The sequence below is a fragment of the Actinospica robiniae DSM 44927 genome (assembly GCF_000504285.1).
GTDB lineage: Bacteria > Actinomycetota > Actinomycetes > Streptomycetales > Catenulisporaceae > Actinospica > Actinospica robiniae.
The window spans coordinates 2355406-2377752 of sequence record NZ_KI632511.1; the positions used below are offsets into that span (position 1 = coordinate 2355406).

Genomic DNA, 22347 nt, shown 5'->3' on the forward strand with positions numbered 1-22347 from the left:
CAGCCGGTCTACTCTTTACCAAAGTATTGAGTAGCGCCGCGGCTACCGGCAGGCACCGGTCAGGACATCGAGGCCAGGTGCGCGCCGACGGTGTCGAGGAAGGCGTAGCCGTTGGACGCGTCCCAGTTGATCGACCAGGTCATCGCTCCGCCGATGCCGGGCCACTTGCTCGGCGGGACGAAGCTGCCGCAGTTGGTGCCGGCGGCCAGGCAGTCGAGCGCGTTGTCCACCAGGCTCGGAGCCACGTAGCCGCTGCCCGCGGCCGAGGTGGAGGCCGGCAGGCCCAGGCCGACCTGGGACGGGCTCAGGCCGTTCTCCAGCTCGGTGCACGCCAGCGCGGTCATGAAGTTCTCGGTGGACTCGCTGTAGACGTTGCCGTCGCAGCCGTTCATCGAGCCGCTGTTGTAGTACTGGGTGTAGGTGATGGTCAGGATCGACTTGATGTCCAGGGCCAGCTGGAAGTAGTCCCCGCCGGTGGTGTAGACGTCGATGGTCTGCGGGGCCAGCGTGATGATCAGCGAGGAGCCGACCAGGTTGTGCAGGTCCTGCAGGGCCTGGGCCGTGTAGGTCGCGTTGACGCCGTTCTCCAGGTCGATGTCCACGCCGTCGAAGCCGTACTGCTTCATCAGGGCGTACACGCTGTTGGCGAAGTTGGTCGCGGCGGTCGAGGAGCTGATGGAGATGGTGCCGTTCTGGCCGCCGACCGAGAGCACGACCTTCTGGCCGCGCGAGTGCAGCGTGGCGACGTCGGAGGTGAACTGCGCGGCCGTGTATCCGCCGAGCGCGGAGGACAGGCCGGAGTCGATGGAGAAGGTCACGCCGCCGTCGTTGGCCGAGTCGGCGTCGGCGAAGGCCACATCGACCAGGTTGTAGCCCTGCGGCACCTGAGCGAGCGTCAGGGCCTTGGCGCCGTTGCTGAAGTCCTGCCAGTATCCGGCCAGCACGTGCTTGGGCAGGCCGGAGGAGCCGGTGCCGGTGGTGCCGGTGGAGGTCGGCGAGGCGCTGGCCGAGGGCGAGGCGCTCTTCGACGGGCTCGCGGACGGGCTCGCGGACTTGCTCGGCGAGGCCGAGGGGCTGGGCGACGCGGTGGTCGGGGAGGCCGACGGGCTGGAGCCCGCGCCGGCCGGGCCGGTCAGCGCCAGGTTGTCCGCGTAGTAGGTGCCCTGGGCGTACCAGCCGTGGGTGAAGACGGTGACCGAGGTCTGCGACGCCGTGGTGGTGAAGGTCGTCGACAGGGAGGTCCAGCTGCTCGCCGCCGGGGTCCAGGTGGAGGCGCCGCCGGCGATGCCGAGGTAGACGTAGTTGCCCTCGACCTCGCCGGACAGGGTGTAGGAGGTGTTCGGCTGGACCGAGACGGTCTGGGTGCACTGGGCGTCGTCGGTGTTGTTCGCGGCGCCCGCCAAGGCGTAGGTGTCACCGGTATAGACCGGACTGGTGACGACCGAGGCGGTGCCGGCGTCGCAGGTCCAGCCGGAGAGCGAACCGGTGCCGAAACTGGGGTTCGTCAGAAGGTTGGTGCTCGCCGCTTCGGCCTGCGCGGCGAAGATCGCACCGCCGACGGCCAGGGCCGCGGCCGTCGAGACGGCGATCGCGGCGCGGGTGCGCCGCGAGCCGGGAGCGTGCTTCGGTGCCATGGGTACGGGTGGGTCCCTTCACGCTCACGGCCCCCCGACGCCACGGTGCGCCGGAGGATCCGTGTGCAGAGAATGATTGGACTAGACCAATACTGCCGTCAAGACCCCGAACCCTAAGAAAGGTTCAAGACCGTCTTGTGCGAAGCGGAACACTGATCGACGGGCAGGGGCTAGACTCGAAGATCGTGGAGATCGAATCGCTGGCCCAGTTCGACACGTACGTGGCGGCGCACTCAGGCAGCCTGGCCGGATGCCGGCTTCAGGCCGTTGATCTCAGGGACCGTGGATGGGAGCTGCGCGCGGCCGAGGTCTCGGACACCGCGTTCCTCGGCTGCCTGCTGAGCGACTCGGTGGCGGCCGATCTGCGCCAGCGCGGCGCGCTGGTGTTCCCGCCCAGCCCGCATCTGCCGTTCGACCCGTACCGGATAGCGCTCTACACCGCGGACGAGCTCTACCAGGACCTCGCCTCCCAGCCCTACGAGCAGACCACGGACGCGCTCGCGTACCGGTGGGACCAGGAGCCGCGCGGCCGCGAGGACGTGCTCGCCCTTGTGCTGCGCTCCCTGCACGACGACGCGATCTCGGACGCGCTGGACGAGTGGGCCAAGGGCCACCGGATCGTCGGGGTGATGGGCGGCCACGCGCTCGAGCGCGGCACCGACGGCTACGCGCAGGCGGCGCTGCTCGGCCGCAGCCTGGCCCGCAACGGGTTCACCGTGGCCACCGGCGGCGGACCGGGCGCGATGGAGGCGGCGAACCTGGGCGCCTACCTCTCGCCGCACCCGGACGGCGCGCTGACCGAGGCGCTCGACCTGCTCGCCGGGGTGCCCTCGTTCCAGGACGTCACCGCGTGGGCCCGGGTCGCGTTCACCGTGCGCGGGCGGTACCCGGTGGGCGGCGCGGGCGCGTCGCTCTCGGTGCCGACGTGGTTCTACGGGCACGAGCCGCCGAACGCGTTCGCCACCTCCATCGCCAAGTACTTCTCGAACGCGCTGCGCGAGGACGTGCTGCTCGCCCACTCGGATTCGGCGCTGGTGTACCTGCCCGGAGCGGCCGGCACCGTGCAAGAGGTCTTCCAGGCCGCGACCCCGGCGTACTACGGCGGATCCCGCGCGCGCCGGATGATCCTGGTCGGTGTGGCCTACTGGACCAAGGTGATCCCGGCCTGGCCGCTGCTGCGCAGACTCGCCGAAGGGCGGCCGATGGAGGCGACGCTGCACCTGGTGGACACGGTCGCCGAAGCCGGCATATTGCTGTCCAGGCCCTGATTCACGGCGACGCGGAGGCGGCGCGGACCAGCGCGGCGAACAGCGCCGGGTCGTCACGGATCTCGGGGTGCCACTGGACCCCGAGCAGGAAGCGGCGGTCCGGATTCCAGACCGCCTCGACCGTCTCGTCCTGCGCCCACGCGGTCGCTTTGAGCCCCTCCCCCAGCACGTCCACGGCCTGGTGGTGGTAGCAGGGCACGTCGATGGTGGGACCGAGCAGCGAGCCGGGCATGGCCGCGGTGTCCAGGCGCACCCGCACCGTGCCGAAGACGCCGGGGGCGGGGCGGTGGCGCTGGCCGCCGGAGAGCTCGGGCAGGTGCTGCACCAGCGTCCCGCCGCAGTGCACGTTGATCAACTGCATGCCGCGGCAGATCCCGAACACCGGCCGGTCCAGTTGCAGCGCGGCGGCCAGCAGCGCGCTCTCCCAGGTGTCCCGATCGGACTGGAAGCGCTCGGCGTACGGGTCCGGCGCGGCGCCGTAGCGCACCGGCTCGATGTCCGGCCCGCCGGTCACGATCAGGCCGTCGAGCGTGCTCATCAGCTGCGGGGCCGCGTCGTCGGAACTGAGCGGCAGAAGCACCGGCACACCGCCGGCCTGGGTGAGTAAGTCCACGTAGTTGTGCGGCAGCAGCGCCGCCTGCGTGTGCCACACGCCCCACGAAGCGTGCTCGCGGTAGGCGGTCAGGCCTATCAGCGGGCGCCGAGAGCGGGGCGAAAGTCTGTTCACCTGGTTGCTCTTTCCCTTCACACGGCGGTTTAGGCTCGGCGCGCGACCAGCGCGGACGCCGCGGCCGGGCGCCGAGGTATCGCAGGGATCGGACAGGTTCGCGCGACCGCGGAGCGCCGGCGCGGACGGCGCCGGCCGAGGGCGGCGGGCGGGGCCGCACACACCGGCCGGGCCGCGTACGATACAGCTCTAAAAGCGAACGAGAAAGCGATCCGGATGCAGCAGCAGCTTGAGGCGAGACGCTCGGCCAGTTGGGCGGCGATACTGCTGCCCCTGCTCGCGGTGGGCGGTGCGGTGGGGTGCTTCGCCGACAACCTGCTCACCAACGGCACCGGCCACGCCCCGCTGGTCACCTACCTGCTTCCGCTGGTGATCTCCCCGGTGCTGGCCGCGCTGTTCGCGGTCGTCTCGGGCGTCGTGCGGCGGGGCCGGTTCTACTGGCTCACGGTCGGCTACCTGCTGGTCATCGGCAGCCTGGTCACCGGCCTGCTCGCCGCGAACGCCGTGAAGAACGGCCTGTAGGACCGAGCCGGCAGGGATCCCGGCGGCGCAGCGCTCAGGATGTCCGTGCCCGCTGCGTGACGAGGATGCAGCCGAACACCACCGCCGCCGTCAACGGGACGGCGGCGGTGAAGTGCTCCCCCAGCAGCAGTGCCGCCCAGACGATGGTCAGCAGCGGCTGCGCGAGTTGCAGCTGGCTCGCCCGCGCGACCCCGATGGCGCCCATGCCGCGATACCAGAGGACGAAACCGCCGAACTGCGAGATCGCGGCGAGGTAGGCCATGGCGGCCAAGGCTTTCGCGGTGAGGTGGACCGGCTCGTGCGCCAGCGCCGTCGCGCTCACGGCGACGTCGACCGGCGCGGCCAGCACGATCGCCCACCCGATGACGTGCCAGCCGGGCAGGTGCGCGGCGAGCCGGCCGCCCTCGGCGTAGCCGGCGGCGCACCCGAGCAGGGCCAAGAGCAGGTAGAGGTCTGCGATCGTGGGCCGGCCGTGGTTCTGCGAGATCGTGAACGCGACGACGACGGCCGCGCCCGCCCCGGCCGCAGCCCAGAACACCGGCGACGGACGACGGCCGGAGCGGAACGCGGACGCGGCGGCGGTGGCCATCGGCAGCGCGCCGATCACGACGGCGGAGTGCGCCGTGGACGCGGTCCGCAGAGCGAACGCGGTCAACAGCGGGAAGCCGATCACGCAGCCTCCTGCGACGATCGCGAGCGCCGGCCAGTCGCCGCGCGCGGGCAGAGCTGCGCGGGAACGAAGCAGAACTATGAGGGCGAGAACGGCGGCCAGCGTGCCGCGTACTCCGGCCACGCTCCACGGCCCGAAGCCGTCCAGGGCCCATTGCGTCGCCGGGAGGCTCAGCGAGAAGCCGAGGACGCCGAGCGAGGCGAGCACGGTGCCGTTCGACAGTGGCGATATGCGGCGAGATGCAAGAGCGCTATCATCGATCTCCATGAACAACGATAGCAGTGGTGCCGGGATCGCGGACGCTCTGGCACGCGAAATCGAGCCGCTGCCCTCGGGAACTCGGATCGCGACGCACCGAGAGCTGGTGCGCAGGTTCGCCGCGAGCGGCACCACGATCTCGCAAGCGCTATCGCTACTCACCCAACGCGGCCTGATCGCCTCCCGGCCCGGCGCCGGCACGTTCCGCACCGAGACGCGAGCGAGGAAGCCGGCCGGCGACACATCCTGGCAGTCCGCCGCGCTCGATCGAGCGGACCAGGACCTCGAAGGCGGCGCGCTCCCCCGGAGCTTCAAGGCGCCCGCCCTGCTCGGCACGCTCGCGACCGCCGGGCCGGACATCATCGACCTCAACGGCGGCTACCTCCACCCCGACCTGCAGCCACTCCCTGCCCTGACTGCCGCCTCGGCCCGCGCCTCGAAGCGCGCCGGCGCTTGGGATCGCCCGTCGGTCAGCGGGGTGCCGGAGCTGCGCGACTGGTTCGCCGCGGACATCGGCGCGGGCCTCGGCCGGCAGGACATCCTGGTGTGCGGCGCGGGCCAATCGGCGCTCTCGACCGCGTTACGGGCGGTGTGCCGGCCGGGCGACGCGGTGGTCGTCGAGTCGCCGACGTACCCGGGCACGATCGCGGCCGCGCACGCGGCATCTCTGCGCACACTGCCCGTTCCGCTCGACCACGACGGCATGGACGTGGACGAGCTCGAGCGGACTCTGGCCCGCCGCCGCGCCCGCGTCATCGTCGTTCAGCCGCTGTATCAGAACCCGACCGGAGCATGCCTGTCGGCAGACCGCAGGCGGCAGATCCTGGCGATCGCCCGCAAGTACGGCGCGTTCGTGATCGAAGACGACTTCGCCCGGCACCTGGCCCACGCCGACGCCGTGCCGGCGCCGAAGCCGATGATCGCCGAGGACGAGGACGGCCGGGTGATCCATATGCGATCCCTGACGAAGGCGACCTCGCCCAACCTTCGCGTGGGAGCGATCGCGGCGCGGGGCCCGGTGCTGGCCCGGCTGCGGTCGGCGCTCGTGATCGACACGATGTTCGTCCCGGCGCCACTGCAGCTGACCGCGCTCGAGTTGGTGACGGCGCCCAGCTGGAAGCGCGGCCTCGCGACACTCGCCCAGGCGCTCAAGCACCGTCGCGAGGTGGCCGTAGCGGCAGTGACGGCGACGTTCGGCCCCCACGCGTTGGCCCTCCGGCCGACCGGCGGCTACCACCTCTGGGTCGCGCTGCCCGCCCACCTCGACGACGCGAACTTCGTCGCCGCGGCGCTCGCTCACGACGTCGCGATCACCCCTGGCGCGTACTACCACGCCGCGGAGACCAGTGCCCTGCACGTCCGGCTGAGCTACATCGCAGCACCCTCAGCCGCCGACGTCGACGAGGGTATCCGCAGGTTGGCGCCGCTGCTCGCGCAGCAGTTGTAGCGGAGATCTAGCAGGCCTTTGACAGCGCGCACGGCCCCGTCGACAACGCCGCGAGCACGGCGCTCGACGAAGCGCCGTCCCAAGCCGCGCCCGGCTTGTCTCCGCTGTACGGCGCTACCCACACCGACAACTCGACCAGGTAGCCGTACGGCGCGGCGAGGTACTCGTGCACGGTCAGCGTCGTCCCGGTCGAGGTGGGGATGGTGATCGTGGCGGAGTATCCCGCGCGGGTGGACGAGACGCTCGTGAGCTTCGCGCCCGTGGCGGTGGCGGCGCACTTGCTGATCTGGCTCACCAGGTCCGTGTAGAGCATGTAGATGCCCTGGATGTCGCCGCTGCTGGTATCCCCGGTCGACAGGACCGTCTCTTGTGCGGTCCAGTCGTCCTGGCCGCCGGTGCCGCCCGAGGTGGGCGTCAGGTCGGCCTGCGCGGCCGGGAACGCGGCCAGCTCGGACTTGTCATCGGCGCTGAGGGCCGGTTGGCAATCCTGCACTGCCGTCAGCACGGGCACGCTCGCCTTCTTGTCGACGGCGGCCGGGGATCGCCAGTGGTACGCGGCGTAGAGCGGGATCGCGGAAGGATTCGTCCAGACGCCGGCGGGCAGGGCGGCGGAGGCGTATCCGCCCCCTGCGGCGGACGTGGCCGGGCTCGACGCGCCGACGCCGAGTCCAGCGCCCGTGCTCGGGCCCGGGCTCGGGCTCGCCGCGGTGTCCGTGGCCCCGGCGCTACTCCCCAGGTGCGCACTGCTCACGCCCGCGAGCGAGGACGGGCTGCCGCCACCGGAACAGCCGGTGAGCGCGAGCGCCAGCGCCGCGGCGACCACGCCCGGCAGCAGGGCACGAAGGCCGGCGTGCTCAGTACCCAACGTACGATCCTCCGTTGTCGACGTTCTTGACTCCGGGTACGTTCTGGATCGAGCCGTACCGGCTGAGCGCGTATCTGACCCCTGCGATGATGTTGTCGACCGGGTTGTAGATGTCGTTGTGGCCCGCGAGCTTGTAGGCGTCGAAGGTGGTGCCGATCGTCTGCATCAGCCCGCGGGAGGGGTCTCCGGCCTTGGCGTTGCTGTCCCAGTTGTTGATGGCGTTGGGATTGCCGCCGGACTCGTGCTCGATGATGAGCAGCACGCCGGCCTGGTCGAGTTCGCTCGCGGGCACGCCGTTGGCCTCGAGGATCTTGAAGGCCTCGCCGATCCACGCGTTGACTTGCTGCTGGTTGGCGTAGTGGGCCGGCCCGGACGGCTGGACCGAGCCGCCGCCCCCGCCGGAGCCGGAACCGCCGCCGGAGCTCGAACCGCCCGAACCGCCGCCGGAACCGGAGCCGCCGCCGGACCCGCCGTGTCCGCTCCCGCCCGCGGTGACGGTGGACCCGCCGCCGTGCGGCCCGCTCGCTTTCTTCGCCTTCGCCTGCGCCTCCTGCGCCGCCTTCAGTTTGGCCGTGATCTCGGCCTCGGCCTTCTCGTAGTTGGCGTGGTTCTGTTCGAGCGAGGAGACGTCCTGTGCCAGGCCCTGCGCGAGGGTGCCGGCCGCCTTGGCCGCCTCCGCCAGGGCGGCGAAGGCGGCGGCCAGCGGAACCTCGCCGGCCAGCCCGTCGATGAGCGCGGTCGGGATGGCGCTCTCGAGGCTGCCGTGTACGGATTGGAGCTGCTGGCTGATCTTGCCCACCGTCTGCGCCGCGGATTGCCACGTCTTCGTCAGTGAACTGACGGAGTCGAGGTCGACCTGGTACTGGCCGCTGCCGGACATCGTTGCCCCTCCCCTAACCGATCCCGGCGACGGCGTACGCGGCGGCGACCGCCGTGTGGGCCGCGTCGATCGCCCGGACCAGGCCGCTGATCTGATCGCCACGCTGCTGCGCCCGCTTCTTGAACGCGTCCGCGGCCGCGCCCGACCAGTGGGTCGAGTCCACCGCGGCGGCCAGCCGGCCGCGCAGCGCGTTCGCCTCGTCGGCCAGCTGTTCGAGCTCCTTGACCGCCGAGCCGAGGCCGGCGCCGGTGATCACGTCGCGCAGCTTGCCCAGCATCGAGACGAGTTCGTCGAACGCCGACTCTCCCGCGTGGACGACGTCGCCGAGGCCTTGTTCCCCGGCATGTACGACATCGCCCAAACCGTGCTCGACGTCTCCCAAAAGGCCCATGACCCTGCCCCCTTACCTCGCGATCAGATCCGATCAATGACGTCGGCGCGGCCGCATCCCGTGTTTCCCGTAGGAGGCCGAGCCTAGTCCAAACGGTCCGGACCAGGCCAGCATTCGCGAGAATGGAGGTACCGAAATGACAACTCCGGCAGGTCACGGCAGCAGGAGGTTGACGTCTCCGAATTCATGCCAGAGGTAGGCCTCTGCGATGGCTTCGGCATAGCAGAGATCGAGCAGCGGGCGGCCGGCCACGGCTTCGAGCATGAGCAGGTGCGAGGCGCGCGGCTCGTGCCAGCCGGTGAGCAGTCCGTCCACCGCCTGCACGCCGCGCTCGGGCGTGATGACCAGATCGGTCCACCCGTCCGCCGCCCGCATCCGGCCGTCCCGGCCGACGGCCGACTCCAGGGCCCGCACGGCCGTCGTGCCGACGGCCACGACCCTGCCGCCCGCCTCGTGCGTCCGCTCGACCAGGCGTGCCGTGCGCTCGGGCACCTTGAACCGCTCGGCGTACGGGGCCTCGTGCGCCTCCGGCGATGCGACGCCGGTGTGCAGCGTGATCGTCGCGATCGGGGTGCCGCGCCGTTCGATCTCGGCGACGACTTCGGCGGTGAACGGCCGGGCCGCGCTCGGCATCTCGCTGCTGCCGGGTTCGGTGGCGAATACCGTCTGGTAGGCCTCGATCGGCCACTCCCGGTCCACGTAGCCGTAGCGGATCGCCTTGCCGTACCAGGCCAGATAGGCCACCAGCGACAATCCGCGCGGCAGGCTCAGCCGCGCGAACCAGAGCCGGTCGGTGAACCGCTCGGTGAGCCGGGCGTGGGCCCGGCCGGGCAGCGTGACGACGAGTCCGGCCCGGGCCGGAGACTCGGCCGGGGCGTAGTACCGGGCCGCGCCGCCGTCGGGGGACGGTTCGCGCAATTCGACCAGGTAGGCGCCGCGGTCGTCCGGCTCCGCCGAGGAGACGTGCAGCGCGATCTGGCGGCCGTCGGCCAGCACGCCGCTCAGCGCGGCGGGCAGCGTGCCCGAGTTGTTGACGACGAGCAGGTCACGCGGCGTCAGAAGCGCGGGCAGGTCGGTGAACGCGTGGTGTTCGGTGCTCATCCGCCCGCGGTAGCCCACCACCATCCGCACGCCGTCCCGGGACAGGCCGCGGGCTTCGGCCGGCTCGTGTGCGGTCAGTTCGTCCGGGACGTCGAAATCGAACCCGGTCTCCAGGCTGATCGTCATCTCAGACCTCCTCCTTGAGCAGCTCGGTGGCGAGGTAGCGGCCGGAGGCGGGGGACGTCTCCAGCAGGCGGATGAAGGCCGGCGTGACGTCGGCGGGATGCGGCAGGTCGGAATGGTCGACGCCCGGCTCGGCGTCGTCGTGCATCTGCGTGTTCATGTCGCCCGGGTCGACCGACCACACGGTGAGCGCCGGCTCCTCCAGCGCCAGGATCGCCGAAGCGTGGTCGAGGGCTGCCTTGCTCGCGCCGTACCCGCCCCAGCCCGGGTACGCCTCGGCCGCCGCGTCGGAGGAGACGTTGATGATCCGGCCCTGCTTGCGCCGCAGCTGCGGCAGCACCAGCTGGGTCAGTGCGAGCGGGCCGAGCACGTTGACCTCGAAGGTCTCGAGCAGGCCGACCAGCGGGAACTGGGCGAGGGTGGGCATGGCCTCGCCCTCGAGGTCGAATCCGACCAGGGTGGAGGCGTTGTTGACCAGCAGGTCGGCTCCGCCGAACTCGGCGGCGGCGTGGGCGAGCTCGGCGCGGTGGTCGTCGTCGACGACGCTGCCGGGCAGCGCGGTCACCTCGGTCAGCTCGCCCAGCTCGGCGGCCGCGCGTTCGAGCCGCTCGGCGCCGCGGGCGGTGAGCACGAGGCGCCAGCCCCGCCCGGCGAGTTCGCGGGCGAGTTCGAGCCCGAGTCCGGCGGAGGCTCCGGTGATCACGGCGACCGGCTTGGAGTCGCGCAGCTGTGTCTGGCGCGGGGGGTTCTGATCCGTCTTCGTCATGCCCCGACTCTCCCGCCGGGCCGGGCGGGCGGTGATCGGGCGCGGGGCCCGGACTGCCCGGGACCTTGGTCCTAGGACCAACGGCCGTATACCGCCGGATGTCCTCCCACCAGCCCGGGCGGTACCGTGAGGTCATGCCCACCAAGCAAGGCAGAGCCGCCGCGTTGGCCGCCATGAGCGAGTTGAGCGAAGCAGTGCTCGCCGTGACCAGGCACCTGGACACCTCCGCGGTGCTGCGCACGATTTTGCGCACCGCCCGCGAACTTGTCGGGGCCGAGTACGCGGCGCTCGGCGTGCCGGACGGCGCCGGGTCCTTCGCGCGGTTCCTGGTCGAGGGCGTCACCGACGAGCAGTGGCGGGCGATCGGGCCGCTGCCGCGCCAGCACGGCATGCTCGGGGTGATGATGCAGGACCCGCATCCGCAGCGGCTCGACGACATCACCGCGGACGCCCGCTTCAACTGGTGGCCGGCCGCGCACCCGAGGCTCAAGGGCTTCCTGGGCGTGCCGATCCGGGACGGCGAGGAGATCCTCGGCGCGCTGTTCATGGGCAACACCGACCCGGACGACGAGGGCTTCACCGAGGAGGACGAGGCGGTCCTGAAGATCCTGGCCGCGCACGCCGCGATCGCCCTCACGCACGCGCGCCTGTACGAGCGCGAGCGCGAGCTCGCGATCACCACCGAACGGGCCCGGCTGGCCCGGGAGCTGCACGACGCGGTGGCGCAGAAGCTGTTCGCGCTGCGGCTGACCGCGAAGGCGGCGGGCTCGCTCATCGACACCGACCCGGCCCGGGCCCGCGAGCAGCTGGCCCAGGTGGGCGCGCTCGCCACCGAGGCCGCGGCCGAGCTGTCCACGGCGGTGGGCGAGCTGCGCACGCCGGATCTGGACGGGGACGGCCTGGCCGAGGCGCTGCGCAAGCAGGTCGCGGTGGTGGACCGGGCTCAGGCCTCGCACGGCGGCCCGAAGGTCTCCTTCCGCTGCTGCCCGTCGCCGCAGCTGCCGCCGACGCATGATCAGGTCGTGTTACGGGTAGCGCAGGAGGCATTACACAATGCGCTCAGGCACTCGCAGGCGCAGCGGATCGACCTCTCGCTGTGCGCGATCCCCGAGCGCGGCGCGGCGGCCGGAGCCTTTCCGGGCGGCGCGCGGTTGATCGTGCGCGACGACGGCGTCGGGTTCGACGCGCAGACCGCCGGGCGGGGCCTCGGCCTGGTCTCGATGCGGGAGCGCGCCGACTCGGTGGGCGGTCGGCTGACCGTGCGCGCGAAGCCGGGCGAGGGCACAGTGATCGAGTTGGAGGTACCGGGTGGTCGGGGCTAGTACGGGCGGGGCCGCCGGCGGGGCGGCGGCACGGCGTATCCGTGTGCTGATCGCGGACGACCATCCGATGGTGCGCCAGGGCCTGCGGGTCTTCCTCGAGCTGGAGCCGGATCTCGAGGTGGTGGGCGAGGCGGTCGACGGTGCGGAGACGGTGCGGCTGGCCGGCGAGCTGGACCCGGACGTGGTGCTGCTCGACCTGGTCATGCCGGTGGTCGACGGCCTGGCGGCGCTGGAGCAGTTGGCCGAGCAGGGCTTGGCCGAGCGGGTGCTGATGGTCACCAGCTTCGGCGAGTATCGCAGTGCTCTTCCCGCGCTGCGGGCCGGTGCGCGCGGGTACATCTCGAAGGAGGTGGACCCGGCCGCGCTGGCCACGGCGGTGCGGGCGGTCGCGGCCGGGCACGTGCTGCTCGGTCCGCAGGTGGCGGCGCAGCTGCTGTCCCAGGCGGGTTCGAGCGCGTCGGCCGGCGGGGCGTCCGGCCGGGAGCCGCAGGGCCCGCAGCTGACGGCGCGTGAGCACGAGGTGCTGGACCTGATCGCGGCCGGGCGTTCGAATCGGGAGATCGCGCGCAGCCTGAACGTGGCGGAGAAGACGGTCAAGACGCACGTGTCCAACATCCTGATGAAGCTCGGCGTCGCGGACCGCACGCAGGCCGCGCTCTGGGCCGTGCGGCATCAGGAGTGACGAGTCAGCGGTCGAGCGCGGCCCGAACGTGCCGCAGAAGCTCGCGTCCCGCATCAGTATCGAACCAGGCTGTGTGGTCGATGAGGTAGCGATAGGCGAGCTCTGCGTTCTCCGTCGACCGGGTGATGCCGGCGAAGTAGTCGAGTTCGCTGAGCGCGAAGTCGACGTGGCACAGCGGCAGCAGCTCCGGAAGCGCGGCCCGCTCGGCGTCGGTAAGCTTCCTGACCTCCTCGTATCCCTCGATCAGCGCCTGCGCGGCGTCCGCGTGTACGGCCGCCTCGCCGCTCTCGGCCAGGCGGACCCACTCGATCGCGTTGCGCTCGATGGCCAGTGCGAGATCGTGCACGGCGAACGCGCGATCGGCCAGGTTGAAGTCGATCACGGTGACGGCCTCGTCGCCGCGCCACAACAGGTTCGAGGCGTGCAGGTCGTTGTGCGTCCACAGCGGTTCGAGCTCGTCGAGAAACGGCCGTAGACGTTTCCAGTAGGGCAAATGCAGCCGCCGGAGCTGCTCGGGCCAGTCGGGCCAACGCCACATCTCGGCCTCGAGGGCCGGACGTAGCGCCAGGTATCGGCCGGCTGCGGCGATCGGGTCCGTGCGGTCGCCGAAGATCGTGAAGCCGCCGACCAGCGGAGCAGGACTGCGGTCCGGCGCGTCGTAGCCCGCCGCGGCCGCGTGCAAGGTCGCGAGCGTCCGCCCGGCCGAGCGCGCGTGCGCCAGCGACAGGAACGGCGACCACGAGATCGCATCCCGGTAGACGTCGTCTCCCTCGCCGACCTCGTGCACCTCGTAGGTCCACTCGCCGTTGTCGCCGCCGGCCGTCACGGTCCGGCCGAAACGGTCCGGCAGCACGCGCACGACCGGCGCGCCGTGCGCGAGGAGATGGGCGAGGAAGGCGTGTTCCTCCTCCATGCTCCGCCTGCTGCGGACGCTGGAGTGGTGCCGTTTGACGAAGAGCCTCGTGCCCGCGCTCGTGCGCACGAGCGCGGCCGCCGAGAGTGGACGCGGCGAGTGCCACTCCACCTCGGCCAGGCCGCCCGCCTCGGGATACGTCCGCAGCAGCATCTCGAGGTCGATCGGGTGCAGCGTCGGCCAGTCCGCCTCGGCCGGCTCCGAACCCATGCCGTGCACCAGGTGCGGTGATCCCATATCAGGAGGCTAATCCGCCGGGCTCGCTCCCGGCCGTGAGCGCGCCGAGCAGCTCGCGCTCGATCCGGGAGAACTCGGGCAGGCCGAAGGTCTCCGCCGTCCGCGGCCGGGGCAGCTCGACCTCGATCCGCCGGGCCACCCGGGCCGGCCGGGAGGTGAGCACGTGGACGCTGTCGGCGAGGAAGACCGCCTCCCGGATATCGTGCGTGACCAGCACGATCGTCCAGCCGTGACGCTGCCAGGTCTCGGCCAGCCACAGCTGCATCTGCGTGCGCGTCAGCGAGTCCAGGGCACCGAAGGGCTCGTCGAGCAGCAGCAGCGGCCGGCCCATCGCGACCGTGCGCAGCAGCGCCGCACGCTGGCGCATGCCGCCGGAGAGCTGGGCCGGGTAGGAGTATTCGAACCCGCCGAGGCCGAACTCCGTCAGCAGCGGCGCCACCCGCTCGCGCGCGGCCTTCTTCTTCAGGCCGCCCACCTCGAGGCCGAGGATCGCGTTGTCCTCGATGGTGCGCCACGGGAAGAGCAGGTCCTTCTGCGGCATGTAGCCGACGGCGCCGTCTCCGCCGACGCGCACCTGCCCGCCGGTCGGCCGGTCGAGTCCCGCCAGGATGTTGAGCAGGGTGGACTTGCCGCTGCCGCTCGGCCCGATCAGGGCGGCGATCTCCCCCGGCCGCACCTGCAGCGAGAGCCCGTCGAGCACCGGCAGCGGCGCCTGGCCGGGCCGGGCGAACTCGTGCCGCAGATCGGTGGCTTCCAGTAGGAACGTGTCCGACTCGTTCACGTTCGCCTCGTTCGTCGTCATCGCCGCGCCTCCTGAGCGCGCTCGTACTTGCGCCACGGGGTGAGCCAAGCCTGCAACAGGTACGTCAGCGCGAACAGGATCACGCTCAGCAGCGCGATCACCGCGACCGTGGCGAAGACCAGATCGGTGCGGAAGACCTGCTGCATCTGCTGCAGATAGATGCCCAGGCCGCTCTCCGCCCCCTGGTACTCGGCGAAGACCGCGCCGCCGATGGCGTAGGTGATGGCCACCCGCAGGCCGGAGAAGAAGAACGGGAGCGCCCCGGGCACCCGGACCGTCCAGAAGATCCGCCACCGGCTCGCTCCCATCGAGCGCAGCAGCCGGTCGGCGTCCCCGTCGGCGGTGGCGAAGCCCGCGGCCAGCGACACGGTCAGCGGGAAGAACGTGGCCAGCGCCACCAGCAGCATCTTCGGCATGATGCCGAATCCGAAGATGACCACGAACAGCGGCGCGATCGCGACGATCGGAAGGGTCTGCGATGCCACCAGGATCGGGTAGACGGCCCGGCGGATCGGCGGCGTGAAGTCCATGGCGGCGGCCAGGATCCAGGAGAGCGCGAACGCGAGGGCGAAGCCGAGCTCGGTCTCGCGCAGCGTCGGCACGGCGTTGTGCCAAATGGTGGCCCGCTCATGCCAGCCGGCCGAGACGATCGCGGTCGGCGAGGGCAGCACCTGCGGGTTGCGGATGCCGTGGTCGGACAGCAGCTGCCAGCCGACCAGCAGCACGATCGCGAGCAGGACGGGCGGCCAGAGTATGCGCAGGGCGCGGCGGAGGGTCATGCGGTCACGCCCGCCGGGAGGTATGCGTTGGTGAACAGCTTGGAGACCTTCGGTTCGGAGGTGATCGGCTTGCCGGACGCGTCCGCGAGGATGCCGTTGCGGAACATGAAGTCGGTCAGCGCCTGCCAGCGTGCCTCGCTCTGGTACCCGATCTGGCCGGCCGTGTCCTTGTAGTACTCGGCGGCCTCGAGCTGCGCGCTCTTCAGGACGAGTTGGCGCTGCGTGCCCAGGACCGACGTGTTGGCCTGGATGAGCAGGTTCGCCGCATCGGACGGGTGCGCGGTCGCGTACGCGTAGCCCTCCTCGATCGCGGCCAGGAACCGCCGGGCGGTGTCGCCGTTGGCGCTGAGGTAGTGGTTCGAGGACGCGATGATCGCGGAGTAGATGGCCGGGAAGCCGTACGCGGTGACGTCGAAGGTGCGCAGCGGCTTGCCGACCTGCGCGGCCTGGATCACCTCCCAGGTCGGCTCGGGCATCGCGAAGTCGGCTTGCCCGGCATAAAGTGCCTGGTAGGCGTCGGTGTTGAGGGTGACGTCCTTGAACTTGCCGGTCCCGCCCGCGGCTTTGATGACGTACTGCAGCATGGGGACCTCCATCGGTCCGCCGTAGCCCGCGTACGTCTTGCCGTCGAGCTGCGCGGGATCGGTGATGGAGGAGTCGGCGCGCACGCCGATGCACACATCCGTCTTCTGCGTGATCGCGAACACCGAGACGATGTCGCCGCCGGAGACGGCGGCCTGGGTCAGACCGTCCTGGTACGAGATGCCGAAGTCGGCTTTGTGTGTGGAGACCAGCACTTCCGGGGCGGTCGTGCCGTAGGGCACGATCCGCAGGTCGAGGCCGCGCTGGGCGAAGTAGCCGAGTTGCTGGGCGACGTAGATCCCGGTGTGGTTGGTGTTGGGCGTCCAGTCCAAGGCCAGGGTGACCGGGGTCAGGCCGGCGGCTCCGGTGCCGGAACCGCGGCTCGTCCCTCCGCCCCAGGCCGTCAGTGCGGTCACCCCGGCGCCGACGCCGAGGGCGACCAGCGAGCGGCGGGTGAGGTTGGGCGGGCGTATGCCCTTGTCCGGGGGTGGAATCACGGAGGATGATCCTACCTGTTCGCGCGGACTGGCCTAAGATCGCCAGTATGTCCACGGTCAGGGATGCGGCGGGACTGGAACGCGACCTGCGCGGCGCGGTGCGCGGGGATGTGGCCTTCGACCCGGGGACCCGTGCGGTATACGCGACCGATTCGTCCAATTATCGCCAGATTCCGGTCGGCGCCGTCTTCCCGTCGTCGGCGGCGGACGTGGCGGCTGCGCTACGGGTCTGCGCCGACCACGACGTGCCGGTGCTCGGACGCGGCGGCGGCACGTCGCTCGCCGGCCAGGGCTGCAACGAGGCGGTGGTCTTCGACTTCAGCCGCCATATGAACCGCATCCTGGAGATCGATCCGGACGCCCGCACCGCCCGGGTACAGCCGGGCGTGGTCCTCGACGACCTGCGCGCGGCCGTCGCCGAGCACGGGCTGACCTTCGGCCCGGACCCGGCGACCCACGCCTGGTGCACCCTCGGCGGCATGATCAGCAACAACTCCTGCGGCACGCACGCGCTCTACGCCGGCAAGACCGTGGACAACGTCCTGCGGCTGCGGGTGGCGTGCTACGGCGGCGAGGAGTACGACTTCGGCGCATATGACGAGGCCGAGTACGCCGCGCTGGTGCGCGCAGGTGCGCCGGAGGCGGGCATCCTCGGCTCGCTGAGGGAGATCGGGCGCCGGCATGCCGAGCAGATCCGGGAGCGGTACCCGGACATCCCCCGCCGCGTCTCCGGCTACAACCTCGACCAACTGCTGCCCGACCAGCCGTTGCACGTCGCCCGACTGCTGGTCGGCACCGAGTCGACCTGCGCGCTGGTGACCGAGGCAGTCGTCAGGTTGACCACGATTCCCGCGGTCCGCCGCGCGGTGTTGCTCGCGTATCCGACCGTATTCGAGGCCGCCGACGCGGTTCCCTCGATCCTGGCGACCCCTCTCCCGCATCCGCTGCTCGGTTTGGAAGGGTTCGATGTCACGCTCGTGCGGCAGATGCGGGCACGGAAGCTGAACTCCGCGCACCTGCCGCTGCTACCCGGCCTCGACGAGGCGCTGGAAGCCGGATCGGGCGGTTGGCTGCTGGCCGAGGTCGGCGGCGCGAACGACGCCGAGGCCGACGCCGCGGCCCAAGCCCTGATCGCTGCCATGCCCGACCAGGTGGGCCATCGTCTGCTCAGGGCAGAAGAGGAACAGCGCGGCGCCTGGTCGATCCGCGAGTCCGGCCTCGGCGCCACCGCCCTGCGCGAGGACGGCGGCCACAACGCCGAAGGCTGGGAAGACGGCGCGGTGCCGCCGGACCGGCTCGGCGAGTATCTGCGGGGTATCACCGAACTCTGGCACGAGTACGGCTATTCCGGTGCCTGGTACGGACATTTCGGCCAAGGCTGCGTGCACACGCGCAACAACTTCGACCTGCACACCCGCGAGGGCCTGCGCGCGTACCGGTCGTATGTCGAGCGCGCGGCCGACCTGGTCGTCTCGCTCGGCGGCTCGCTCTCCGGCGAGCACGGCGACGGCCAGGCCCGCGGAGAACTGCTCGAGCGCATGTACGGGCCCGAGCTCGTGGACGCGTTCCGCCAGGTCAAGTCAGTGTTCGACCCGCGCGGGCGGATGAACCCGGGAAAGGTCGTGGACCCGTACCCGCTCGACCAGAACCTGCGCTACGGGCCGAGCTACCGGCAGTCGGTCGTTCTCGGCGCCGGCTCGGGGTTCTTCGCACTCGCCGACGATGACGGCTCTGTGCAGCACGCTGCCGAACGCTGCGTCGGCGTCGGGCGCTGCCGCCGTGACGACGCCGGCGTCATGTGCCCGTCGTACCGAGCGACGAGGGATGAGCGCCACTCCACCCGCGGCCGCGCGAAGCTGCTCGTCGAGCTCTTCCAGGGCGAGGTGACGCCGGCGACCTGGCGCAACGAGGACGTCCGCGAGGCGCTGGACCTGTGCCTGGCCTGCAAGGGCTGCGCCACGGACTGCCCCACGCACGTGGACATGGCGACGTACAAAGCCGAGTTCCTGGCGCACTTCTATCGCAAACGCCTGCGACCCCGGGCCATGTACGCGCTCGCACTCACACCGTGGCTGCTGCGCCTCGGCGCCCGGATGCCGGCTCTGGCGAACGCCGCCACAGGCGAAGGGCCCCTCGGAAAGCTCGGCCGCAAGATGGTCGGCGTCACCACCAGGCGACCGGCGCCCGTCATCGCCGCCAAGACCCTGCGTCGTCGGCAGCGCTCCGCACCGGCCGCCGCCGCGACCGTCGTGCTGTGGCCGGACACCTTCACCGACGCGTACCGCCCGGAGCTCGGCGAGGCCTGGAAGTCGATCTTCGAGTCCGTCGGGGAGCGCGTCGCCGTCCCCACTGCGTGGGCATGCTGCGGGCGCCCGCTCTACGACGCGGGCATGCTCACCCTCGCCAGGCGGACACTGCGCGGCCTGCTCGACGTGCTGCAGCCCTTCATCGACCAGTCGATCCCCGTCGTCGTCCCCGAACCGAGCTGCCTGGCAGCGTTCCGCGACGAGTTGCCGGGCCTGCTCGCGGACGACCCCCGCGCGAAGCGCCTGGCCGAACTCGCCCGCTCCCCCGCCGAGCATCTGCTCGCCCTCGCGCCCGAAGCGCTGGACAAGCTCGCCGAGGCTGCCGGACTCGCCGCGCGCACCGCCGACGGCGAGACGCCGCGGGTCCTGCTGCACCCGCACTGCCACGCCCGAGCCGTGAACGCCATCGATGCAGATCAGCGCGTCCTCGAACGCCTCGGCTACCGCGTCGAAGTACTCGACGCGGGCTGTTGCGGCCTGGCCGGCTCCTTCGGTTTCGACGCCGAGCACGAGGAGTTGTCGCGGCAGATCGGTACCGAGCAGTGGCTCGCGAAGATCGTGGCGCGCGCGGATACGGATGTTGATCGCTGTAGGCTGCTGATCGACGGATTCTCCTGCGCGACCCAATACGGGCATCTCGCTCCGCCGTCATCCACCGTCCCTCGGCCGCAGACCCTGGCCGAGCTCATTGGAGGGCCTGAACGACAGTGGCACGCTTCAAGGTAGGCATCCAGCTGCGCCCGCAGCACTGCACCATGGACCAGCTGCTCCAGGCGTGGCGGTCGGCCGACGAGATCGGCGCGGACACGATCTGGACCTGGGACCACTTCTATCCGCTCTCCGGCGAGGCCGACGGCCCGCACTACGAGTGCTGGACCCTGCTCGGCGCCGCCGCCGCGATCACCCGCAACGCGCACATCGGCGCCTTGGTCAGCTGCAACTCCTACCGCAACCCGGAGCTACTGGCCGACATGGCCCGCACGATCGACGAGATCAGCGGCGGCCGCGCCATCCTGGGCATCGGCGCCGGCTGGTTCGAGCGCGACTACACCGAATACGGCTACGAGTTCGGCACCGCCGCCGAGCGGCTCGCCGCACTCAAGGACTCCCTGCCCCGGATCAAGGAGCGCCTGGCCAAGCTCAACCCGGCCGCCACCGACCTGCCGATCATGATCGGCGGCTCCGGCGAGAAGGTGACGCTGCGTCTGGTCGCCGAGTACGCCGACATGTGGAACGCGTTCGGCCCGGTGGAGAACTTCCAGCACAAGAACGACGTGCTGAACGAGTGGTGCGAGAAGGTCGGGCGCGATCCGAAGTCGATCGACCGCACGGTCATGATCCGCGACGAGGAGGTGGACGACTTCGAGGCGTACCTCGGCGCCGGCGCCACCCACATCATCCTCGGCGGCGACGCCCCCTTCGACCTCTCTCCGCTCGAGCGCCTCGTCGCCCACGCCCGCGGCTGACGAGACGGTTACCACCACCTGACGCCCGGCACTCAGCGCTCGATGTCCGCCATCGGCCATCGGCGTCGAGTGCCCGAGGCGCGCCCGCCGCGCCGATCTCCGCGTCTCTCCACCCCTCAGTGCGACGCGACGGCCGCGAGCGGGGTGACGACCTCTTTGAGCAGTCTGCGGAACTGGGCGAGCGGCGAGCCCGGCTGCGCCGATCCGCTGCGGACGGCGACGGCTATGTGGCGGGTCGGCGGGCTCTCCTGGATCGGCAGCACTCGTACGCTCTCCGGGACGTGCCGCGGCAGTCCGAGCATCGGGATCACGGTGACGCCCAGCCCGTGTCCGACCATCGCCACCGCCGCCGCGAAGTCGGTGGTGTTGTGCGCGGCATGCGGCTGGAACCCGGCCACCGCGCACGCGGCCATGACGATCTCGTGGCACGAAGTCCAGTGCCGGGACAGCACCCACGGCTCGTAAGCGAGGCGGCTGAGCTGGTCGATCTCGTCGAGCGCGCCGAGGGGGTGGGCGCGCGGGACGACGGCGCGGTAGGTGTCGGCGATCAGCGGTTCTAGGCTGATCCGCCGGTCGGCCAACAGCGGCCGGTTCGGCGCGATCATGACGACAGCCAGGTCGAGCTCCCGGTCGAGCAGCAGGGCCATGGCCTCTTCGGACTCGACCTCGTCGATCTGGATGCTCCAGCCGGGGTTGCGCAGCAGGGCGCTGGAGACGGCCTCGGCGACGAAGTGCTGCAGCGACGTCGAGAATCCGCCGACGCGCAGGACGGCGGCGTCTCCCTGCTGGTAGCTGCGCATGTCGCTCTCGGCCTGTTCGAAACGCTCGAGGATGGCGTCGGCGTGTTCGAGCAGGATCTTCGCAGGCTGCGTCAGCACCACGCCGCGCCCGCGCTTCTCCAGCAACGTGCAACCGGTGGTGCGGGCCAGCGACGTGAGCTGTTGGGAGACCGCCGAGGGACTCAAGTGCAGGGTCTCGGAAGCGGCCACGACGGTGCCGTGGTCGGCGAGGGCACGGAGGGTACGCAGATGGACAGGGTCGATCATGCAGATCACCTTTATGATTACACGCAGATCTTTGCGATAGACGAGCAGATTACCCGACCTGTTTCATAGAGGCCATGGCCACACGTAGCGTTATGCCTCTTCGTGACCGTCTACTCGCCGGATACATCGTCTTGTGTTGGGCACTGAGCTTTCCCGTGACGGAAGGTGCGCTCAGCGCACTGCCCCCGTTTCTGGTCGGCGGTCTGCGATTCAGCTGCGTCGCGGTGTGCTGCCTGTTCGTCCCGCGCCCGCCGCTGGCCTGGCGCTGGATCGTGCTGATCGGCCTGTTCAGCAGCACCGGGCAGTACGCACTGCTGTACCTCGGCATGGCGCACGGCATGCCCTCCGGCCTGACCGCGCTGGTGCTCAACGCGCAGGCACCGATGACGATCCTGGTCGCCGCCGTCGTGCTGCGCGAGCGCCCGACCCGTCGGCGGATCGTCGGCGTGCTGATCAGCTGCCTGGGACTCCTCCTCGTCGGCCTGACGCGTGGGCAGGCGGTGCCGTGGTCTGCGCTGCTGATCGTGCTCGGCGCCGGCGCGAGCTGGTCGATCGGGAACGTGTGCACGCGGATGGCGCCGTTCACCCGAGCCCGGCCGGACAACGGCTTCCGCCTCGTCGTGTGGTCGGCGCTGATACCGCCGTTGCCGCTGCTCGCACTCTCGCTGACGCAGAACGTACCCGGCCACGGCCGAGGCCTCCACGCCGAAATCGCCGCCATGGCCGCCGCCAGCCCCCGGGCCTGGCTCGCGCTCGCGTACATGGTCGTGCTGGGCACGATTCTCGGCATGAGCGCCTGGTCCAGCCTCTTGGCCAAGCACCCGGCCGATCGCGTCACCCCCTACGCCCTCGGCATCCCCGTCGTGGCGCTGATCGCCAGCAGAATGCTGATCGGCGAGTCGCTGACGGCTGCGACGATCGGCGCCTGCGCCCTCGTACTCGCCGGCATCGCACTGGTGGCGCTCCCCGCCCACACGCCGAAAGCCGTGCCGGCCACCCCTGCCAGGGAGACGATGGACGAGCCGGCGGCCGAACCGGCGACCGAACCAGTGGCCTGAACCGT

21 protein-coding genes are annotated in these 22347 nt (G+C 71.1%); 8 read left to right on the plus strand and 13 right to left on the minus strand.

Annotation, left to right across the window (positions count from 1 at the left end):
• Positions 1–59: 59 nt before the first annotated feature.
• Entirely contained in the window at positions 60–1634 is a 1575-nt protein-coding gene (locus ACTRO_RS10015) for a chitinase (RefSeq protein WP_051450602.1), read from the minus strand.
• Positions 1635–1819: 185 nt separating this feature from the next.
• Here ACTRO_RS10015 and ACTRO_RS10020 point away from each other — a divergent pair, with 185 nt between their 5' ends.
• Positions 1820–2902: an LOG family protein gene (locus tag ACTRO_RS10020; protein ID WP_211244176.1), complete on the plus strand. Its 1083-nt coding sequence runs from the start codon at positions 1820–1822 to the stop codon at positions 2900–2902.
• Position 2903: 1 nt separating this feature from the next.
• Here ACTRO_RS10020 and ACTRO_RS10025 read toward each other — a convergent pair whose 3' ends face one another.
• Positions 2904–3629 carry a gamma-glutamyl-gamma-aminobutyrate hydrolase family protein gene (locus tag ACTRO_RS10025; protein WP_034274088.1) on the minus strand — a complete coding sequence of 242 codons (726 nt, stop codon included), beginning with the start codon at positions 3627–3629 and terminating at the stop codon, positions 2904–2906.
• A gap of 216 nt (positions 3630–3845) precedes the next feature.
• Between ACTRO_RS10025 and ACTRO_RS10030 the strand changes: the two genes are divergently transcribed.
• Positions 3846–4151 carry a hypothetical protein gene (locus ACTRO_RS10030; RefSeq protein WP_034262880.1) on the plus strand — a complete coding sequence of 102 codons (306 nt, stop codon included), beginning with the start codon at positions 3846–3848 and terminating at the stop codon, positions 4149–4151.
• A gap of 34 nt (positions 4152–4185) precedes the next feature.
• Here the strand turns inward: ACTRO_RS10030 and ACTRO_RS10035 are convergent, their stop codons facing one another.
• Positions 4186–5088: a DMT family transporter gene (locus ACTRO_RS10035; protein WP_051450603.1), complete on the minus strand. Its 903-nt coding sequence runs from the start codon at positions 5086–5088 to the stop codon at positions 4186–4188.
• Here ACTRO_RS10035 and ACTRO_RS10040 point away from each other — a divergent pair.
• A complete protein-coding gene (locus tag ACTRO_RS10040) occupies positions 5087–6526 on the plus strand; it encodes an aminotransferase-like domain-containing protein (RefSeq protein ID WP_051450604.1) in 1440 nt (479 codons plus the stop codon). The two genes, ACTRO_RS10035 and ACTRO_RS10040, sit on opposite strands and share 2 nt — an antisense overlap.
• Positions 6527–6533: 7 nt before the next feature.
• On the opposite strand, the gene ACTRO_RS10045 is transcribed toward ACTRO_RS10040, so the two are convergent.
• The 5 genes from ACTRO_RS10045 to ACTRO_RS10065 form a co-directional block, all read right to left on the minus strand.
• Entirely contained in the window at positions 6534–7391 is an 858-nt protein-coding gene (locus ACTRO_RS10045) for a hypothetical protein (RefSeq protein WP_034262881.1), read from the minus strand.
• Positions 7381–8271: a transglycosylase SLT domain-containing protein gene (locus ACTRO_RS43130; RefSeq protein ID WP_051450605.1), complete on the minus strand. Its 891-nt coding sequence runs from the start codon at positions 8269–8271 to the stop codon at positions 7381–7383. Before ACTRO_RS43130 ends, ACTRO_RS10045 begins: the two co-directional genes overlap by 11 nt.
• A gap of 13 nt (positions 8272–8284) precedes the next feature.
• A complete protein-coding gene (locus ACTRO_RS10055; protein WP_157436038.1) occupies positions 8285–8662 on the minus strand; it encodes a hypothetical protein in 378 nt (125 codons plus the stop codon).
• Positions 8663–8815: 153 nt separating this feature from the next.
• Positions 8816–9889 carry an S-adenosylmethionine:tRNA ribosyltransferase-isomerase gene (locus ACTRO_RS10060; RefSeq protein WP_034262883.1) on the minus strand — a complete coding sequence of 358 codons (1074 nt, stop codon included), beginning with the start codon at positions 9887–9889 and terminating at the stop codon, positions 8816–8818.
• A gap of 1 nt (position 9890) precedes the next feature.
• The gene (locus ACTRO_RS10065; protein ID WP_051450606.1) at positions 9891–10652 is read right to left on the minus strand and encodes an SDR family NAD(P)-dependent oxidoreductase; all 762 of its coding nucleotides are present in this window, start codon (positions 10650–10652) and stop codon (positions 9891–9893) included.
• A 134-nt stretch (positions 10653–10786) separates the two neighbouring features.
• Between ACTRO_RS10065 and ACTRO_RS10070 the strand changes: the two genes are divergently transcribed.
• Together ACTRO_RS10070 and ACTRO_RS10075 are read left to right on the plus strand one after the other, a co-directional pair.
• Entirely contained in the window at positions 10787–11974 is a 1188-nt protein-coding gene (locus ACTRO_RS10070) for a GAF domain-containing sensor histidine kinase (RefSeq protein WP_034262885.1), read from the plus strand.
• A 43-nt stretch (positions 11975–12017) separates the two neighbouring features.
• Entirely contained in the window at positions 12018–12656 is a 639-nt protein-coding gene (locus ACTRO_RS10075) for a response regulator (RefSeq protein WP_245594343.1), read from the plus strand.
• 4 nt (positions 12657–12660) lie between these two features.
• Here the strand turns inward: ACTRO_RS10075 and ACTRO_RS10080 are convergent, their stop codons facing one another.
• Genes ACTRO_RS10080 through ACTRO_RS10095 form a run of 4 tightly spaced genes read right to left on the minus strand, consistent with a single transcriptional unit; the run spans position 12661 to position 16466 of the window.
• On the minus strand, positions 12661–13806 hold the full coding sequence (locus ACTRO_RS10080) for a phosphotransferase enzyme family protein (protein WP_034262886.1): 1146 nt from the start codon (positions 13804–13806) through the stop codon (positions 12661–12663).
• Position 13807: 1 nt separating this feature from the next.
• Positions 13808–14608, minus strand: a complete 801-nt coding sequence (locus tag ACTRO_RS10085; RefSeq protein ID WP_084316136.1) for an ABC transporter ATP-binding protein — start codon at positions 14606–14608, stop codon at positions 13808–13810.
• The gene (locus tag ACTRO_RS10090) at positions 14605–15387 is read right to left on the minus strand and encodes an ABC transporter permease (RefSeq protein ID WP_034262887.1); all 783 of its coding nucleotides are present in this window, start codon (positions 15385–15387) and stop codon (positions 14605–14607) included. Before ACTRO_RS10090 ends, ACTRO_RS10085 begins: the two co-directional genes overlap by 4 nt.
• Entirely contained in the window at positions 15384–16466 is a 1083-nt protein-coding gene (locus tag ACTRO_RS10095) for an ABC transporter substrate-binding protein (RefSeq protein WP_211244177.1), read from the minus strand. The genes ACTRO_RS10090 and ACTRO_RS10095 overlap by 4 nt, the downstream gene beginning before the upstream one ends.
• 47 nt (positions 16467–16513) lie before the next feature.
• Here ACTRO_RS10095 and ACTRO_RS10100 point away from each other — a divergent pair, with 47 nt between their 5' ends.
• Together ACTRO_RS10100 and ACTRO_RS10105 are read left to right on the plus strand one after the other, a co-directional pair.
• Positions 16514–19498, plus strand: a complete 2985-nt coding sequence (locus tag ACTRO_RS10100; RefSeq protein ID WP_051450607.1) for an FAD-binding and (Fe-S)-binding domain-containing protein — start codon at positions 16514–16516, stop codon at positions 19496–19498.
• On the plus strand, positions 19480–20238 hold the full coding sequence (locus ACTRO_RS10105) for an LLM class F420-dependent oxidoreductase (RefSeq protein ID WP_034262888.1): 759 nt from the start codon (positions 19480–19482) through the stop codon (positions 20236–20238). The genes ACTRO_RS10100 and ACTRO_RS10105 overlap by 19 nt, the downstream gene beginning before the upstream one ends.
• Before the next feature lie 116 nt (positions 20239–20354).
• Here ACTRO_RS10105 and ACTRO_RS10110 read toward each other — a convergent pair whose 3' ends face one another.
• Positions 20355–21284, minus strand: coding sequence for a LysR family transcriptional regulator (locus tag ACTRO_RS10110; RefSeq protein WP_051450608.1), 930 nt, complete (start codon positions 21282–21284; stop codon positions 20355–20357).
• Positions 21285–21376: 92 nt separating this feature from the next.
• Between ACTRO_RS10110 and ACTRO_RS10115 the strand changes: the two genes are divergently transcribed.
• Positions 21377–22342: an EamA family transporter gene (locus ACTRO_RS10115; protein WP_034262889.1), complete on the plus strand. Its 966-nt coding sequence runs from the start codon at positions 21377–21379 to the stop codon at positions 22340–22342.
• The last annotated feature ends 5 nt before the right edge of the window (positions 22343–22347 follow it).

Bases quoted from the DNA above. Each gene is read 5' to 3' on its own strand.
- ACTRO_RS10015 (WP_051450602.1), bottom strand. From the start codon at position 1,634: ATGGCACCGAAGCACGCTCCCGGCTCGCGGCGCACCCGCGCCGCGATC.
- ACTRO_RS10030 (WP_034262880.1), top strand. From the start codon at position 3,846: ATGCAGCAGCAGCTTGAGGCGAGACGCTCGGCCAGTTGGGCGGCGATA.
- ACTRO_RS10040 (WP_051450604.1), top strand. From the start codon at position 5,087: ATGAACAACGATAGCAGTGGTGCCGGGATCGCGGACGCTCTGGCACGC.
- ACTRO_RS10035 (WP_051450603.1), bottom strand. From the start codon at position 5,088: ATGGAGATCGATGATAGCGCTCTTGCATCTCGCCGCATATCGCCACTG.
- ACTRO_RS43130 (WP_051450605.1), bottom strand. From the start codon at position 8,271: ATGTCCGGCAGCGGCCAGTACCAGGTCGACCTCGACTCCGTCAGTTCA.
- ACTRO_RS10055 (WP_157436038.1), bottom strand. From the start codon at position 8,662: ATGGGCCTTTTGGGAGACGTCGAGCACGGTTTGGGCGATGTCGTACAT.
- ACTRO_RS10060 (WP_034262883.1), bottom strand. From the start codon at position 9,889: ATGACGATCAGCCTGGAGACCGGGTTCGATTTCGACGTCCCGGACGAA.
- ACTRO_RS10065 (WP_051450606.1), bottom strand. From the start codon at position 10,652: ATGACGAAGACGGATCAGAACCCCCCGCGCCAGACACAGCTGCGCGAC.
- ACTRO_RS10070 (WP_034262885.1), top strand. From the start codon at position 10,787: ATGCCCACCAAGCAAGGCAGAGCCGCCGCGTTGGCCGCCATGAGCGAG.
- ACTRO_RS10080 (WP_034262886.1), bottom strand. From the start codon at position 13,806: ATGGGATCACCGCACCTGGTGCACGGCATGGGTTCGGAGCCGGCCGAG.
- ACTRO_RS10085 (WP_084316136.1), bottom strand. From the start codon at position 14,608: ATGACGACGAACGAGGCGAACGTGAACGAGTCGGACACGTTCCTACTG.
- ACTRO_RS10090 (WP_034262887.1), bottom strand. From the start codon at position 15,387: ATGACCCTCCGCCGCGCCCTGCGCATACTCTGGCCGCCCGTCCTGCTC.
- ACTRO_RS10100 (WP_051450607.1), top strand. From the start codon at position 16,514: ATGTCCACGGTCAGGGATGCGGCGGGACTGGAACGCGACCTGCGCGGC.
- ACTRO_RS10110 (WP_051450608.1), bottom strand. From the start codon at position 21,284: ATGATCGACCCTGTCCATCTGCGTACCCTCCGTGCCCTCGCCGACCAC.
- ACTRO_RS10115 (WP_034262889.1), top strand. From the start codon at position 21,377: ATGCCTCTTCGTGACCGTCTACTCGCCGGATACATCGTCTTGTGTTGG.